At 70.9% G+C, this 12721-nt stretch carries 12 protein-coding genes; 7 read left to right on the top strand and 5 right to left on the bottom strand.

Annotated elements, in window-relative coordinates:
* Positions 1–132, bottom strand: a 132-nt coding sequence (locus MXD95_RS12980; RefSeq protein ID WP_250640855.1) for a helix-turn-helix domain-containing protein, incomplete at its 3' end; no start/stop codon positions are given.
* A 361-nt stretch (positions 133–493) separates the two neighbouring features.
* Here MXD95_RS12980 and MXD95_RS12975 point away from each other — a divergent pair.
* Both MXD95_RS12975 and MXD95_RS12970 read left to right on the top strand, forming a co-directional pair.
* Positions 494–1468 (top strand): ribose-phosphate diphosphokinase, encoded by a 975-nt coding sequence (locus MXD95_RS12975; RefSeq protein ID WP_308301487.1) that lies wholly within the window; start codon positions 494–496, stop codon positions 1466–1468.
* Between the two features lie 70 nt (positions 1469–1538).
* Positions 1539–2564 carry a tryptophan--tRNA ligase gene (locus tag MXD95_RS12970; protein ID WP_250640851.1) on the top strand — a complete coding sequence of 342 codons (1026 nt, stop codon included), beginning with the start codon at positions 1539–1541 and terminating at the stop codon, positions 2562–2564.
* 3 nt (positions 2565–2567) lie between these two features.
* Here MXD95_RS12970 and rsmA read toward each other — a convergent pair whose 3' ends face one another.
* Positions 2568–3512, bottom strand: coding sequence for a 16S rRNA (adenine(1518)-N(6)/adenine(1519)-N(6))-dimethyltransferase RsmA (rsmA, locus tag MXD95_RS12965; RefSeq protein ID WP_374122019.1), 945 nt, complete (start codon positions 3510–3512; stop codon positions 2568–2570).
* A gap of 5 nt (positions 3513–3517) precedes the next feature.
* On the bottom strand, positions 3518–4342 hold the full coding sequence (locus tag MXD95_RS12960) for a TatD family hydrolase (protein ID WP_250640850.1): 825 nt from the start codon (positions 4340–4342) through the stop codon (positions 3518–3520).
* A 136-nt stretch (positions 4343–4478) separates the two neighbouring features.
* Between MXD95_RS12960 and MXD95_RS12955 the strand changes: the two genes are divergently transcribed.
* Both MXD95_RS12955 and MXD95_RS12950 read left to right on the top strand, forming a co-directional pair.
* Positions 4479–5582, top strand: coding sequence for a type 1 periplasmic-binding domain-containing protein (locus tag MXD95_RS12955; protein WP_250640849.1), 1104 nt, complete (start codon positions 4479–4481; stop codon positions 5580–5582).
* Between the two features lie 431 nt (positions 5583–6013).
* A complete protein-coding gene (locus MXD95_RS12950) occupies positions 6014–6490 on the top strand; it encodes an ElyC/SanA/YdcF family protein (RefSeq protein WP_374122018.1) in 477 nt (158 codons plus the stop codon).
* Positions 6491–6533: 43 nt separating this feature from the next.
* Here MXD95_RS12950 and rsmI read toward each other — a convergent pair whose 3' ends face one another.
* Positions 6534–7496 (bottom strand): 16S rRNA (cytidine(1402)-2'-O)-methyltransferase, encoded by a 963-nt coding sequence (rsmI, locus tag MXD95_RS12945; RefSeq protein ID WP_250640847.1) that lies wholly within the window; start codon positions 7494–7496, stop codon positions 6534–6536.
* A 172-nt stretch (positions 7497–7668) separates the two neighbouring features.
* Here rsmI and MXD95_RS12940 point away from each other — a divergent pair, with 172 nt between their 5' ends.
* Positions 7669–9183, top strand: coding sequence for a dolichyl-phosphate-mannose--protein mannosyltransferase (locus tag MXD95_RS12940; RefSeq protein WP_251078290.1), 1515 nt, complete (start codon positions 7669–7671; stop codon positions 9181–9183).
* Positions 9184–9540: 357 nt separating this feature from the next.
* A complete protein-coding gene (locus MXD95_RS12935; protein ID WP_006541195.1) occupies positions 9541–9738 on the top strand; it encodes a hypothetical protein in 198 nt (65 codons plus the stop codon).
* Between the two features lie 133 nt (positions 9739–9871).
* Here MXD95_RS12935 and MXD95_RS12930 read toward each other — a convergent pair whose 3' ends face one another.
* Complete coding sequence (locus MXD95_RS12930) at positions 9872–10438, bottom strand: hypothetical protein (protein ID WP_250640845.1); 567 nt, start codon at positions 10436–10438, stop codon at positions 9872–9874.
* Positions 10439–10829: 391 nt separating this feature from the next.
* Between MXD95_RS12930 and MXD95_RS12925 the strand changes: the two genes are divergently transcribed.
* Complete coding sequence (locus MXD95_RS12925; RefSeq protein WP_250640844.1) at positions 10830–12614, top strand: glycoside hydrolase family 15 protein; 1785 nt, start codon at positions 10830–10832, stop codon at positions 12612–12614.
* The last annotated feature ends 107 nt before the right edge of the window (positions 12615–12721 follow it).

The following is a 12721-nucleotide window of genomic DNA, read 5'->3' as shown; positions in this document are numbered from 1 at the left end:
CGCCGGCCCACGGCGAGAACTCCACCACGACTGCTGTTCCACGGCCAGGTTCCACACATAGCGTGCATGCCCGCAATGCCCGCCCATCACGGCCGCCTGATCGGCGGTCGGATAAAGCCGGTAGCGGGACATGGCATCATTCTACCGAAAGGATCCGAGTATGTGTTCCAGCGTGGGGCGCCGTCTCCTCCCCGACCTGAAGGCCGGGGCATCCACGGCGCGAATCCGGTGACATCACGCACAACCAGCCGAGCGCGGCCGGCATCACTGGCGTTCCGGGAGCGGGAAGCAGAACGTAGAGCCGTCTGACCCAACCCTCCGACCAGCGCCGGGCCACACTGGTCGCCCCGGGCCCCGGGCCCCGGGACCCGGGACCCGGGGGCCGGCGCCGGGCGCCAGGTCCTGCGGCGCAGCGCCCGGTCCCGCGATGCCTTTCGTACCAGCCTTCGATTTCGTACCGCATCTGCCGTCCTGCGCGCCCGAGGAGAACGTGGTGGCCTACCAGACCGAGAACCGGCGCAATCTGATGCTGTTCGCGGGACGCTCACATCCGGCCCTGGCCGCGGAGGTCGCTGCTGAACTGGACGTCGAACCGGTACCGACGAACGCCTACGAGTTCGCCAGTGGAGAGATCTTCGTCCGGTTCTCCGAATCGGTGCGCGGCTGCGACGCGTTCGTCCTGCAGTGCCACTCCGCCCCGGTCAACACCTGGCTGATGGAGCAATTGATCATGGTGGACGCGCTGAAGCGGGCCAGCGCCAAGCGGATCACCGTGGTCGCGCCCTTCTACCCGTACGCCCGCCAGGACAAGAAGCATCGCGGCCGGGAACCGATCTCCGCCCGGCTCGTCGCCGACCTGTTCAAGACCGCCGGCGCCCACCGGCTGATGTCCGTGGACCTGCACACCGCGCAGATCCAGGGTTTCTTCGACGGCCCCGTGGACCATCTGTTCGCGCTCCCGCTGCTGGCCGACTACATCGAGAACAAACTCGACACCTCGGAGGTCACCGTCGTCGCGCCCGACTCCGGGAGAGTCCGGGTCGCCGAGCGGTGGACCGACCGGCTCGGCTGTCCGCTGGCAATCATCCACAAGCGACGCGACCCGGATGTCCCGAACCAGGTCAAGATGTTCGATGTGGTCGGCGAGGTCCGCGGCCGGACCTGCGTCATCGTCGACGACATGATCGACACGGCCGGCACGATCACCAAGGCCGCCGAGTCGCTGCGGGCGCATGGCGCCGCGAACGTCATCGCCGCGGCCACCCACGGGGTCCTGTCCGGCCCAGCGGCCGACCGGCTGAAGAACTCCGAGATCAGCGAGGTCGTGCTCACCAACACGCTGCCGCTGTCGAGCGAGGCCCGCATCGACAAGATCACCGAACTGTCGATCGCGCCGCTGCTCGCCGCCGCGATCAAGGCCGTCTTCGAGGACGGCTCGGTCACCGGCCTGTTCGGCGGCGATGCCTGACGCCGGTGATGCCTGACGCCGGTGATGCCCACGGCGGGTCGAGGCCGGTGGCTCCGTAGACTGCCCTGCCATGGCAGTGGAACAGCCGAAGGTGTCACTCACCGGCATCAAACCGACGGGCGAGCCGCATCTTGGGAACTACATCGGGGCGATCCGGCCGTCGCTGGAACTCACCGAGACCTACGAGTCGATCTACTTCATCGCCGACTATCACGCCCTGACCTCAGTTCGTGACCACGAGGAGTTGGCTCGTTACACCCGCTCGGTGGCGGCGGCCTGGATCACACTCGGCCTCGACCCCGCGAAGACGATCTTCTATCGGCAGTCCGACGTCCCCGAGACCTTCGAACTCAGCTGGGTGCTGTCCTGCGTGACCGCGAAGGGCCTGATGAACCGGGCCCACGCCTACAAGGCCGCCCGCGACCGCAATGCCGAGAGCGGATCGAAGGATCTCGACGCCGGCATCAGCATGGGTCTGTTCAACTACCCCATCCTGATGGCGGTCGACATCCTCATCATGAACACGGATGTCGTGCCGGTCGGTCTGGACCAGTCCCAGCACGTGGAATACGCCGCCGACATCGCCGGATCATACAATCATCTGTATGGGGACGGTTTCGCCCTGAAAATCCCGGCGGGCCGCTATCCCGAAGGCGCATCCGCGAAGACGCTACCCGGCACGGACGGCCGCAAGATGAGCAAGTCCTACCGCAACACGATTCCGCTGTTCGCACCGGAAAAGCAGTTGCGCAAGCTTGTCCGCGGCATCGTGAGCGACAGCACCCCGGTCGAGGAACCCAAGAACCCGGACGCCTGCGCCGCCTTCGCCCTGTACGAGAACTTCGCCAGCCCCGAAGAGATCAAGGACATGCGAGCCCGCCTCGAGGCAGGCGGCACCGGATGGGGCGAGCTGAAGAACGCGCTCTACGAGACGCTGAACACCTGGTTGTCCCCACTGCGCGATCGTCACGACGACCTGATCGCTCCGGGCAGCGATCTTGACGCCATTCTCGCCGACGGTGCCGAACGCGCCCGCGACCGCGCCCGACCGGTGCTTGCCGGCGTCCGTCACGCCATCGGCATCTCCGCCGGCTGACCGTCAACTCTCTCTCCGGCGACGAGCGAGGGCGAGGCGGCAGTAGGCGTCGACGTCCAGCGTCTCACCGCGGGCTCCCGGGTCGACGCCGGCGGCCTGGGCGACGGACGTCGCAGCGGCCGCGGAGCCGGCCCATCCGGCCAGGGCGGTCCGCAAGGTCTTGCGGCGCTGGGCGAACGCGGCGTCGACCGCGGCGAACACCTCCGCCCGCAGGTCGGGCGGTCCTGGCGGTGACTCGCGGCGGGTGAACGCGACCAGCCCGGAGTCGACGTTCGGCTGCGGCCAGAAAACCGGCCGTGGCACCCCACCAGCCGGGCGGCTGTGCGCGTACCAGGCCAGTTTCACGCTCGGCGCGCCGTACACCCGCCCGCCAGGGGACGCGGTGAGCCGATCGGCGACCTCCGCCTGCACCATGACCAGGCCGCGCCGCAACGACGGGAACCGTTCGAGCAGCCCGAGCAGCAGCGGCACGGCGATGTTGTAAGGGAGGTTCGCGGCGAGCACCGTCGGCGGGCCCGCCGGGAGATCGCCGGGCAGGTCCACCGGGGCGATCCGCAGACCATCGGCATGCACCACCCGCAGGCCGCCGGCGATGTGCGGTGGCAGCCGGGCAGCCACCGTCGCCGGCAGCGCGGCGGCGAGCGCCGGATCCACCTCGACGGCGACGACGGTTCCCAGCGGTCCCGCGGGACCGGGCGCGGGGCCGACGGCGCCGATCAGCCCGAGGGTCAGCGAGCCCAGGCCGGGGCCGATCTCAAGGACCGAATCGCCGGGGCGGATGGCGGCCAGGCGGACGAGGCGACGCACGGTGTTCGCATCGACGAGGAAGTTCTGCCCACGGCGTTTCGTCGGACGCAGGTCGAGTGCGTGCGCCAACGCCCGCAGGTCCGCCGGGGCGAGCAGCCCGTCGGCCGGAAACCCGCCGGCCGCCTGGGCACCGGGAGCCACGAGGTCTACCAGGGCCCGAACACCCGCTCGGCGTTGGCGGCGATGGCCGCCCCGAGCTCGGCGACACCCACCCCGCGCGTCGCGGCGAGCACCCGCAGCGTCAACGGAAGGAGGTATGGGCCACCGGGACGGCCCCGCCACGGCACGGGGGTGAGGAACGGGGCGTCGGTCTCGACCAGCAGCAGCTCGGGCGGAGCGACCATGGCCGCCTCGCGCAGGTTCGCCGCGTTCTTGAACGTCACGTTCCCGGCGAAGGACATCACGTACCCGGCGTCCGCGCAGACCTTGGCCATGGCCGCGTCGCCGGAGAAGGCGTGGAAGACGACGGTCCGCGGGGCCCCCTCCTCGGCGAGGATGCGCAGCGTGTCCTCGTGCGCCTCCCGGTCGTGGATCATCAGAGCACGGCCGGTCTCCTTGGCGATCGCGATGTGCCGGCGGAAGCTCTCCTGCTGGTGGGCGTGGCCTTCGGGCGGGGTGCGGAAGTAGTCCAGACCGGTTTCCCCCACCGCCCGGACCTTGTCCCTACGGGCTAGCTCGGTGACAGCCCGAAACGTTTCCTCGCTCACGCCCCGGGCTGCCTCGTTGGGGTGGATGGCCACAGCGGCGTAGAGCTGAGGATGAGCCTGCGCGATTTCCACCTGCCAGCGACTGGTCAGCAGGTCGACACCGACGGTCACCGCCCGGGTGACGCCGACGGCGGTCGCCGCGGCGAGGGCAGCTTCGACCTCGGTGTCCATAAGGTCCAGATGGCAGTGGCTGTCTGCGACCGCAACCGGAAGGGGGTCGGGTGACGGTGGTGGATCACCGGTCCGGCCGGAGTTTCGCGCCACCTTGCGCACCACCCTTCCGCACCGGGACCGTCCCCGCGGTATCAGGAAATTCTACGGGGAGCATCCGCCGTCCCGCGCAATTCCCCAAACGGACATGGGACGCTTATCGGGTGAACGACTGCAGGGATTCCCGCCGATGACGACGCCACTGACCGTTGCCCTCGTCACCCCCCTGACCGGGCCGGATGCCGCCCAGGGGCTCGCCGGGCTGCGCGGTGTCACGCTCTGGGCACGCGACGAGCGCCTGCCCGCGCCCTGGGACGAGGTGAATCTCGCCGCGTACGACGCCTATCCCGACCCCGCCGCGGCGATGCGCGCGGCCACCGCCGCCCAGCCAGACGCCCTGCTCGGACCCTACGGGCACCGGGCAGCCCTGGCGGCATGCGCGGCGACGCACCGGGTGGTGTTCAACACCGGCGCGCCGTCCACCCGGTTCGTCCGCCAGGCCTTCCCCAACGTCGTCAACATCGCCGCGGCCACGTCCACCTGGCCGCGCGGCGTCCTGTCCCTGGTCCGGGCAACCGACCGGAGGGCGCGCAAGGTCGTGCTGCTGGCGTCCGGGGACACCGCGGTCGAGATCACCTCGCTGACCCGGGCGGCGGCCGCCGGCCAGGCATTCGAGGTCACCTCACACGTCTTCCCCCCCGGCCGGGCCACGCAGGCGGCGAGCCGGCTGCCTCCCGGCGACATCCTGATCGTCCATGCGGCTCCGGACGACGAGCTGGCCGCGGCGAACATCCTGCTGCGCCGGCCCTGGCGAGCGGCGGCGTTCTCCACCGCGGTCAGCGCACAGGCCACCGCGAGCCTCGGTGACCTGCGGGAACGGCTACTCGCGCCCGGCAGCTGGCTGCCGGAGAGCACGCGCCCTACCTCGACCGGCCCGACGGCGCGGGAGTTCACCGCCGACTACACCGCCCTGCACGGTGCCGCGCCGACGGAGACCGCCGCCTGGGCGTACGTCACCGGCCTGATCCTGGGCCGGGCGATCCGGTTCTGCGGCGGCATCCAGGACACCTCGGTGCTCGCCGCCGCCCGTGGCATCGACACCACCACCCTGCTCGGGCGGTTCCGATTGGACGAGGCGACGGGTCTGCAGGTCGGCCATCAGATCCCGATCGTGCAGTGGCAGGACGGGTCGTCCTTCACGGTCTGGCCACGGGACGTCGCCCGCGCCACGTTCACCCATCCGCGACTGATCACTCGCGCCCCCACCGCGTTCCCGCGGGCCGTGCCCGGCTGAACCGCGCGGGACGTGCCGTGATTGGCTCGGTGTCGGTGGTGGGGTCCCTCATGGTGGGGCCCTGACGGTGGACGATCGACCGAGGCGACGCCAGGCTGGGACGGCCCGCCGTGATCACTCTCGGAGCTGTCCGGGACACACGCGCGGGAGGAGCCATGACGACGGCGGGACCTTCCGACGGCGCGACACCGTCGTCTTCGGGGCCGTCTTCGGGGCCGTCGTCTTCGGGGCCGTCGTCTTCGGGGCCGGAGTTGTCAGGTGTGTCGCAGCGGCACCCCGGAACAGGGGAATTCCCCCGCCCTAGACCCGGGGCTGACCCCGGTCCCGTGGAGCAGGGGGTGGGCCAGCAGCCGGGGCTGGCCTCGCGAGCAGGGCGACCGCGGCGTGCTGGGCGCTGGCGGCGGCCTGCCTTGGTGGGCGCCGTGGGCGCCATGGCGATCGCCGTTGCGGTGGCGACGGTGCGGCTGTTCGTCCTGCCGCACCAGGATCGGCCCGCACCGGCTGACGCGATCGTGATGTTCGCCGGAAGTCCGGGGCGGATCGAACGCGCCGTCGCCTTGGCGCGCGCGGGCTACGCACCGGTCCTGGCCGTCTCCACGCCGACCGCCGACGATCCCTGCCCCAGCGGGCTCATGGGCGTGGAGGTGATCTGTTTCGCGCCCGACCCGCTCACCACCCGCGGCGAGTCACGCTGGCTGGCCGCGGCTGCCGCCCAGCGAGGCTGGCACTCCGTGATCGTGATCACCGCCACGACCCAGACCACTCGAGCTCGACTCCGGCTGAGCCGCTGCTACGACGGCCAGGCCCGGATGATCGGCGTCCATCCGCCCCGCGCCATGTGGCCGTACATGATCGCCTACGAGTGGGCGGCGATGGGCAAGGCCCTCCTCCTCCAACGCGGCTGCTGAGCCGCGGGCCCGCGCCGGACGACCCCGGGCGCTGGGGACACGCTCAGGGCTGTGGCCGACCGGAACGCCCCGGGCGGGCGGCGAGCTCGGCGGCGTAGACGTCGTTGCGAGACAGCCCGTACCGGGCCGCGACCGCACGGCGGGCCTCCTTGCGGGACATCCCCGCCGCGGCCCGCCGCTCGACGTCCGCGGCCAGTTCCTCGGCCCGGACCGTCCCGGCTGTGCCCTCGACGCCCTCCACTCCGACGCTCTCCACCCCGACGCCTTCCACCCCGACGTCGGCTCCGCCGGGCGTGGTGATGACCGTGGGCGGCGGACGGCGGACGGCGCCGGCAAGGACCAGGGTGAACTCGCCGCGGATGACCCGGCCGTCGGTGGCCCAGCTCAGCAGGGCGGCCAGGTCCCCACGGACGATCTCCTGGTGCGTCTTCGTCAGCTCCCGGCACAGGACCGCCGCCCGGTCGGGGCCGAACGCGGCGACCAGGTCACGCAGGCCCGCCTCAAGCCGGTGCGGACTGTCCAGGAACACCATGGTGCGGAGTTCGTCACGCAACTCCCGCAGCCGGGCGCGCCGGTCCGCGCCGCGGCGCGGCAGGAAACCCTCGAAGGTCCAGCGGTCGGACGGCAGGCCGCTGACTGCGAGCGCGGCGGTCACCGCGGACGGTCCCGGCACGACGGTGACGGTCATCCCCGCGGCGACCGCGGCGGCGACCACCCGGAAGCCCGGATCGGAGACGGCCGGCATTCCGGCATCGGTCACCAGCGCGACCGTGGCGCCGTGGCGTAGATGTTCGGTGATCTGGGCCGCTCGGGCGCCCTCCACCGCGTCATAACAGGACACGATCCGACCCGAGATGGTGACGCCCAGCCCAGCCGCCAGGCGCAGCACCCGGCGCGTGTCCTCCGCCGCGACCACATCCGCTGTGGCGAGAATCTCACTCAGACGTGGGCTCGCATCGCGCACGTCACCGATGGGCGCACCGCACAGCACCAGGGTCCCGGACACCCGACCAGTGTCGCAGGCAACAGGACCTACCCTGAGCGGTGTGACGGCGACTACGGCCCCCGTGCCCCGGAGTGTGAGCGGACGCGTGGAGCGCACGTCCTCGTCCGCCGTGGGCGATTCTGGCGCTGTGCGAGAGCCAGGATCCAGCCTGCGCGACCGGCTGTGCCCGCCGATGCCGGGTAACCCGCTCTCGGGGTGGATTGCCTGCCTGTCGGTGGCGGTGCTCGCCGGAGTCCTGCGGTTCTGGCACCTCACGGGGCCCCGCGGGGTGTACTTCGACGAGGTCTACTACACCAAGGACGCCCTCGGCCTGCTCAAGGCCGGCTACGAGATCGACTCGACGACGTGCACCGGCCCGGCGTACGTCGTCCATCCGCCGTTCGGGAAGTGGCTGATGGCGGCGTCCGAGGGGCTGTTCGGCTACACGAGCTGCAACGGGGTGCCGCACGGCGATCCGGAGCTCGGCTGGCGCTTCGCTTCGGCGTTGTTCGGCACCCTGGCGGTGCTGGTGCTCGCCCGCGCGGCCCGCCGGATGTTCCGGTCCACCCTGCTCGGGTGCTTCGCCGGCCTTCTGCTGGCCATGGATGGCCTGGAGTTCGTCCAGAGCCGCATCGGCATCCTCGACATCTTCCTCATGACGGGGATCGTCGTGGCGGTCGCCTGTCTGCTGCTCGACCGAGATCATGGGCGGGCCGGGCTCGCCGACCGCGTCACCCCCGGTTCCGGTCCGCGGGCGGAGTCTCCACCAGCGACATCCGAGCACCGCGGGCAGTGGCTGGCCGAGCTCTACGGTCCCCGGCTGGGGATCCGGCCGTGGCGGCTGGCCTGCGGGGTGGCGCTGGGCCTGTCGATGGGCGTCAAGTGGAGCGCGGCCTACTCGATCATCGGGCTGTCGGCGCTGGCCCTCGCCTGGGACATCGGCGCCCGGCGCACCGGTGGCGCCCGCCGGCCGGTGCTCGGGGCGCTGCGGCGCGACCTGCCCGGCTGGCTCGTCGCCTTCATCGTCGTCCCGGTCATCGTCTTCCTCGCCACCTGGACCGGCTGGTTCGTCACCGACGGCGGGTGGGACCGGACCAGGTACGGCCACGGCTTCGTCGCGACCTGGCACGGCTGGTGGACGTACCAGATGGAGGTCCTGAAGTTCCACGAGGGCCTGCACCAGGGGCACGCCTTCGCGTCGCACCCGATGAGCTGGCTGGTCATGGCCCGGCCGGTCGCGTACTACTACTCCTCCCCCGCCTATGGGACGTCCGGCTGCCACGATCCGTCCGGCTGTTCCCGTGAGGTGCTGGCGCTCGGCAACCCGGCGGTGTGGTGGGTCGGTACCGCGAGCCTCATCGGCGTGTTCGCCTGGTGGGTGGTCCGGCGGGACTGGCGCGCCGCGCTGGTGCTCGTCGGGTTCGGATCGGCTTTCCTGCCCTGGCTGCTCTTCCCGGCCCGCACGATGTTCTTCTTCTACGCCCTGCCGTGCCTGCCCTTCATGATCCTGGGCATCACCGGTCTCGCCGGTCTCGCGCTCGGCCACCGGGAGGCCTCGGACACCCGGCGGCTCGTCGGCGCGCTCTCCGTCGGCCTGTACACGATCACCGTGGTGTTGCTGTTCGCGTACTTCTATCCGATCCTGGCGGCCCAGGTGATCCCGTACTCCTCCTGGCGGGCGCGGATGTGGTTCCCCGGGTGGATCTGATCCGGACCGGCGCACTCCCACCAGTGTGCGCTGTCTCACAGAATTCGGACACCTCGCCCGCTTAACACTTCGCGCCACCAATTGACACCAATCCGTCACCGTGGGGGCCGGACGGCTCGTTCTATGCGATCATGTGGTCACATCTCTGCTACAGAGGGCCAGTGCGTGGTGGCCCTTCGGCGGCGGGTGCCGCCCCGGACAGGGGGGGTGTCGCGCACCCCGTGGGCGCCATCGGGGATGGTGAGTCGGTCACCACGACCAAGGCCGTGCGACGGACCGTGTCCGCGTACGGAGCTCCCTGCGACCTCCGATCACCGGAGCCGGATGCCGGGAGGGACCACACCGGGAGGAAAAACCATGGCGGATGTGTCGGTACGCTTTGCGATGACCGACGACAGCGAGATCGTCCTGAACCTGTCGCTGACCCAGGCGATCCGGCTCACCGAGGCGATCGCGTCGAAGGTCAGCCAGGCGATGACCGAGCAGCCGCGGGCCGGCATGAACGGCAACGCCTACGGCCCCGGCGTGCGCCCCGGGCCGTACTCCACCTCCTGAGCAGGGTTTCTCGCACCACTGTCTCTCTCGCACCACTGTCTCTCGCACTGCCGTCCCTCGCGCCCGGCGGCCGCTTCGCCGTCGGGCGTGTGGCCGTCGGGCGCGAGGGTGAACGCTGCCGGGCGGGATCGGATCAGCCGCGGTTCGCGGAGCCGCCGGTGAGTTGGGCGATCAGGGCATTGAGCAGGTCAAGGTCGCGGCGACGGCGCTCGGCGGCGCTGGACTCGTCCGGCCGCCCGGGGGTCAGGGCGGCGCGGACCCGGCGGAGCTTGTCCCGCAGCGAGTCGACGACCGCGGGGGCCAGCAGGCCGTCGCGCAGGATGAGCACGACATGCCCACCGTGCTGGACGACGTCCACCGGCTCGGCCATCGGCAAGGTGACGACCCGGACGCCGACGGGAGCCTCCTGGTCGTAGACGAGGCAGAGCTGGGCCTCGTCGAGCACCTCGGCACTGCCGTCGTCCCACAGCACGGTCGCCCGCGCGCTGATCGGCAACGCCGCGGCGGCGAACGCCTCGACCCGCACCGGACCGGTCTGGTCAGTAGGCGCCCGCCGGCCGGCGGGATGGACCGCGAGCACGGTGCCACGCCGTGACCAGACGCCGCCACCGAGATCGTCGATCGGGAAGACCCGATCCCCTCGGGCGAACATCACCAACGCGGCGAGACCGTCCTCGGCGGTCTGGAGGTGGGCACCCATGGCGTGATCGTAGGTGCCCCACCTGAGGGGCCGCGCGGCCAGACCCCCACGGGAGTGGGAAGGGTGATCCCGGCAATGCCGGCAGCCACCTGCGGGCGTGTCTGGCATCACAGCGTCACGCGGGCCGGTGACCACTGCCGACGGGCCATGAACCGACGTCCACCCGACTGTCGTAACCGTGGGTTCACATCGCGGTTTGGCCCGGTCGTACGGTTTACCGCCAGGCATGGGCGACGGTGCTGTGCGCGAGTTACCGTCGCGTGGTCGTCCCGCAAACCGCCCTGACGCCGCCTTCGGCGTCCGCCCTGCCCTGCCTGCCCTACCTGCTCTGCCTGCCCTACCTGCTCTGCCTCTCGCCTGTTTGCCCCCTCACGCCTCGCGGAGCCCTTGAATGCCCCACACCGACTACCCGCCCATCGAGGAGCACGCGGTCATCGGCGACCTGCGTACCGTGGCGCTGGTCGCCACGGACGGCACGATCGACTGGTACTGCCCGCAGCGCTTCGATGCGCCGTCGGTCTTCGCGAGCCTGCTCGACGCCGACCGCGGTGGGTCGTTCCGCATCCACTGTCCGCAGTCACGGGCCAAGCAGCTGTACCTGCCTGACTCGAACGTGCTGATGACCCGGTTCCTCGCGCCCCGCGCGGTGGGCGAGGTCGTCGACTTCATGGTGCCGATGGACAGCGATGTCACCGAGACGCCGCACGTCATCGTCCGGCAGGCCCGCGCCGTGCGGGGAACGGCATCGTTCCGGCTGCGTTGCGACCCCCGGTTCGACTACGGCCGGGCGGCGCACACGGTCACCCTGGTGCCAGGTTCGGGGGCGGTGTTCGAGTCGTCCAAGGGGACGCTGGTGCTGCGCACGTCGCTGCCGCTGCGCGTCGATGGAACGGCCGTGCACACCGAGTTCGACCTGGCCATGGGCGAGACGGCGGACATCGTCCTGGAGTGGAACGCCGCCATCCGGCCGCTGGTCGCCGGCGAGGCGGACGCGCTGTTCAACCGGACGCTGAAGTACTGGCAGTCGTGGATCCGCCGCGGTCGCTACCACGGCCGCTGGCGGGAGATGGTGCTGCGCAGCGCGCTGGTCCTCAAGCTGCTCGTCTACCGGCCGACCGGGGCGCTCGTGGCCGCGCCGACCACCTCGCTGCCCGAGGAGCTCGGCGGGGTGCGCAACTGGGACTACCGCTACACCTGGATCCGTGACGCCGCGTTCACCACGTACGCCCTGATGGCGCTCGGCTTCACCGACGAGTCGGCGGCGTTCATGGACTGGCTGGAGCAGCGCTGCCACGAGGCGCCGAAGGAGTCCGGGCTGTACGTCCTGTACAGCGTGGACGGCAATGCCCACCTGGACGAGATCGTCCTCGATCATCTTTCCGGCTACCGCGGCTCGAAGCCGGTGCGGATCGGCAACGCCGCCGCCGAACAGCTCCAGCTCGACATCTACGGCGAGCTGATGGACTCGGTGTACCTGTACAACAAGCGGGTCCCGATCTCGTTCGGGCTGTGGGAGGCGCTCGGCCGCCAGCTCGACTGGCTCGCCAAACACTGGGATTCCCCCGACGAGGGCATCTGGGAGACCCGCGGTGGACGGCAGCGGTTCACCTACTCGGCGCTGATGACCTGGGTGGCCTTCGAGCGGGCCTGCCGGATCTCCCGTCAGCGCGGGCTGCCCGGCCCGACGAACGACTGGAAGGACCTCGCCGGGCAGGCGTACCGGTTCGTGCAGAACGAGGCGTGGAATCCGACCCGCGGCGCCTACATGGAGTTCCCCGGCTCGCCGCGCCTCGATGCGTCGCTGCTGTGCATGCCGCTGGTGAAGTTCTCCGGCCCGACCGATCCGAGGTTCCTCTCGACGCTGGACCGCTTCGGCGAGGACCTGGTCAGCGACAGTCTGGTCCGCCGCTACGCCGCCGATGGCAGCGACGGCCTGACCGGCGACGAGGGCACGTTCAACCTGTGCTCGTTCTGGTACGTGGAGGCGCTGACCCGCGCCGGCCGGGTCGACGACGCCCGGCTGGTCTTTGAGAAAATGCTCACCTACGCCAACCACGTCGGCCTGTACGCCGAGGAGATCGGCCCGTCCGGGGAGGCCCTCGGCAACTTCCCGCAGGCTTTCACCCATCTCGCGCTGATCAGCGCCGCGATCAACCTCGACCGGGCACTGGCCTGAGCACGAACGCGCACGGACTGGTCCGGCCATCCCCGTACCGCCCGGTCATGCGGCACGGCAGGATAGAAGTCTGACCCGACCGGAGCCGGATCGGTCGCCAGCACGAC

It is taken from the genome of Frankia sp. AiPa1, assembly GCF_023243075.1.
In the GTDB taxonomy this organism is placed as follows: Bacteria; Actinomycetota; Actinomycetes; order Frankiales; family Frankiaceae; genus Frankia.
The sequence above is the reverse complement of the archived record's forward strand: the minus strand, read 5'-3'. Positions and strand labels throughout refer to the sequence as shown.

What these genes read in the sequence shown, in the direction of transcription:
- MXD95_RS12970 (WP_250640851.1), top strand. Translation starts at nt 1,539, where the DNA reads ATGGCAGTGGAACAGCCGAAGGTGTCACTCACCGGCATCAAACCGACG.
- MXD95_RS12955 (WP_250640849.1), top strand. Translation starts at nt 4,479, where the DNA reads ATGACGACGCCACTGACCGTTGCCCTCGTCACCCCCCTGACCGGGCCG.
- MXD95_RS12950 (WP_374122018.1), top strand. Translation starts at nt 6,014, where the DNA reads ATGGCGATCGCCGTTGCGGTGGCGACGGTGCGGCTGTTCGTCCTGCCG.
- MXD95_RS12940 (WP_251078290.1), top strand. Translation starts at nt 7,669, where the DNA reads ATGCCGGGTAACCCGCTCTCGGGGTGGATTGCCTGCCTGTCGGTGGCG.
- MXD95_RS12935 (WP_006541195.1), top strand. Translation starts at nt 9,541, where the DNA reads ATGGCGGATGTGTCGGTACGCTTTGCGATGACCGACGACAGCGAGATC.
- MXD95_RS12930 (WP_250640845.1), bottom strand. Translation starts at nt 10,438, where the DNA reads ATGGGTGCCCACCTCCAGACCGCCGAGGACGGTCTCGCCGCGTTGGTG.
- MXD95_RS12925 (WP_250640844.1), top strand. Translation starts at nt 10,830, where the DNA reads ATGCCCCACACCGACTACCCGCCCATCGAGGAGCACGCGGTCATCGGC.